Origin of the sequence: Kitasatospora sp. NPDC091257, from assembly GCF_044757675.1 — a bacterium.
Lineage (GTDB): Bacteria > Actinomycetota > Actinomycetes > Streptomycetales > Streptomycetaceae > Kitasatospora > Kitasatospora lactacystinica.
The window spans coordinates 1-2,542 of sequence record NZ_JBIVVI010001253.1 but is presented as its reverse complement, the minus strand read 5'-3'; the positions used below and the strand labels follow the sequence as shown (position 1 = coordinate 2,542).

The window sequence follows — 2,542 nt, the reverse complement described above, 5'->3', positions numbered from 1 at the left end:
CATGGCCCGCCAGCCCCCGGGCCGGCCCCGCACCGCGCCCGACGTCAGGCCCGGGGCGGGTCCACCGCGAAGAGCTGCTCCTCGACGTGGTCCAGGGCGACGCGCAGGGCGCCCATCGCCACCACCTCCGAACCGAGGGCCGCCAGGGCGACCTCCGGGGCGCGCAGGGTGAACTGGGACAGGCGTTCGCGCAGCGGGTCCAGGACCCCGTCGAGGCCGGCCGCCCAGCCGCCGATCACCACCAGCTGCGGGTCGATGGCGAGGACCAGCGCGGCGACGCCCTGGACGAGGCGGGTGAGGAAGCGGTCCATGGCGACCTTGGCGACCTCGTCGCCCTCCCGGGCCAGCCGCAGCACGCGGGCCACGGCGGCCTCGTCCAGCGGGTTGAGGGGTTTTCCGGTGGTGGACAGCAGCCGCTCGGGGGTGACCTCCTGGCCGAGCAGGTGCAGGGCGCCGATCTCGCCGGCCGCGCCGCCGAACCCGCGGTGCAGCCTGCCGCCGATGAGGGAGCCGGCGCCGGGGCTGAGGCCGGCCATCACGAAGACGACGTCGTCGGCGCCGACCGCCGCCCCCTGCCAGTGCTCGGCGATGGCGGCCAGGTTGGCGTCGTTCTCGATCAGGACCGGGCAGCGGAAGGAGCGCCGCAGCCGGGCCCCGAGGTCGAGCCCGGTCCAGCCGGGCATCGCGGTGCCCAGCTGGACGGTGCCCTCGCGGTCCACGATGCCGGGGGTGCCGATGCCGACCGACCACAGGTTGTCCCGGGAGATGCCGGCCTTGCGCAGCACCTCGGCGACGGCGGTGCGGACGGCGGCGAGCCGGTCCTCGGCGTCGAGGGTCTCGTCGACCGGCTTGAAGTGACTGCCCACCACCTCGCCGGTGAGGTCGGCCAGGATGACCCGGATGTCGTGCACGCCGATCTCGATGCCGAGGATGTGCCCGGCCTCGGCGCGGAAACGGAACCAGCGGGCCGGGCGGCCGCGGCGGCCGGGGCCCGGCTGGCCCTCCTCCCGCGGCTGCTCCACCTCGGCGACCAGCCGGGTCTCGACCAGACCCTCGATCACGCCCTCGACGGTCGGGCGGGAGAGCCCGGTCTCGCCGACGAGCTGAGTGAGGGTCACGGAGTGGCCGTTGCGCAGCGCCCGGAGCGTGACCGCCGCGTTGATCCGCCGCAGCAGCGAGGAGTCTCCTCCGGTGAGCCGATCCGCCAATGCGATGCCCTTCGCCGTTCGCGCGACTGCCCTGGCGCGCGGTGTCGAGTGCGCGGTGCCCACCGAGTGGCCCGCGGGGGTGCACCCCCGGAGAACGCGGCACGGCGGCAGGGGGCCGCCTGCGCGAGGGCCGGAGGACATGCGGAGCCTACCCGGGGACGGAGCCGGGCGGCGAGGATCCTCGCAGCTCATCCAGGCTTCGGTATCGAAATGGTACGGATCGGGTGGCGGTGCGTGATCCGGACTTCACCGCTCGGCCACGGTGGGCGGGTGGGCGAGCCGCCGGGACAGCACCGACGGGAGGGAACGCTCCGACAGCAGCGAGCCGAGGCCGCGCCGGGAGCCGGCCGACAGGACACTGAGGGTGGAGCAGGCCGAGCCGATCGAGCCGAGGGAGAGGACGGATCCGATCGAGCCGATGGACAGCACCGACCCGATCGAGCCGATGGACAACACCGAGCCGATCGAGCCGAGGGAGAGGACGGATCCGATCGAGCCGGTCGACAGCACCGACCCGATCGAGCCGATCGACCGGACGGACACGATGGAGCCGATCGAGCGGAGGGAGCCGATGGACCCGCGGGCGGGTCGGGCCGGAGGCGCGGAAGTGGTCATGACCCTTGAGAGTAGCCAGCCGCACCCCCGGGCGTCCGTCAGTCCACCCGGGCCGCGAACAGCCGCTGCCCCAGCAGTGCCATCGGGTGCTCGTCCTCCGGCAGGGTCAGCACGGTCGGGCAGCCCGCGGCGGTCAGTGCGGCCCGCCAGTGCTCCGCCGGGCGGCCGGTGGGGCCGTGGGCGTCGCCGGTGATCAGCAGGTCGAGCTGTTCGGCGGTGGGCGCGAGCAGCAGCAGCCGGCCGCCGGGGGAGAGCAGCCGGACCAGGGCCGTCACCTCCTGCTCCGGTTCTCCGGCCACGGTGGCGGCCACGGTCGGAGCCGAAGCCGAAGCCGGAGCAACCGTCGGAGCCGGAGCCGGAGCCGAAGCCGGAGCAACCGTCGGAGCCGGAGCCGGAGCCGGAGCCGAAGCAACCGTCGGAGCCGGAGCAAAAGCCGGAGCAAAAGCCGGAGCCGCTGTCACCGTGGCGACGACGACGTCGTAGCGCCCGCCGTCGGGAACGGCGTGGTGCTCGACGGCGTGCCGGGGCCGAGTGGCGGCGGCGAGGGCGCGGGCGACGGCGGGTTCGCCGCCCTCGGGGTCGAGTTCGAGCACGCGCAGCGGCCCGGGCCCCTGGTGGGCTTCGGCGGTGCCGCGCACCAGCGCGCCGAGGGCGGCGCCGAGGTAGCCGAGGGCGGCGGCCCGGCGGACCGGGGTGGCGGCCGGCCGGGGGGCCTCCTG

Annotated in this window: 2 protein-coding genes and 1 pseudogene; all 3 read right to left on the bottom strand. The window is 75.4% G+C overall.

The features are described 5' to 3' along the window. Window positions 1-44: 44 nt before the first annotated feature. Complete coding sequence (locus ACIQOV_RS36955; protein WP_401055174.1) at window positions 45-1,208, bottom strand: ROK family protein; 1,164 nt, start codon at window positions 1,206-1,208, stop codon at window positions 45-47. Between the two features lie 246 nt (window positions 1,209-1,454). Then, window positions 1,455-1,823 carry a hypothetical protein gene (locus ACIQOV_RS36950; protein WP_401055173.1) on the bottom strand — a complete coding sequence of 123 codons (369 nt, stop codon included), beginning with the start codon at window positions 1,821-1,823 and terminating at the stop codon, window positions 1,455-1,457. A 38-nt stretch (window positions 1,824-1,861) separates the two neighbouring features. After that, a pseudogene (locus ACIQOV_RS36945) lies at window positions 1,862-2,542 on the bottom strand (hypothetical protein); the annotation flags it as partial.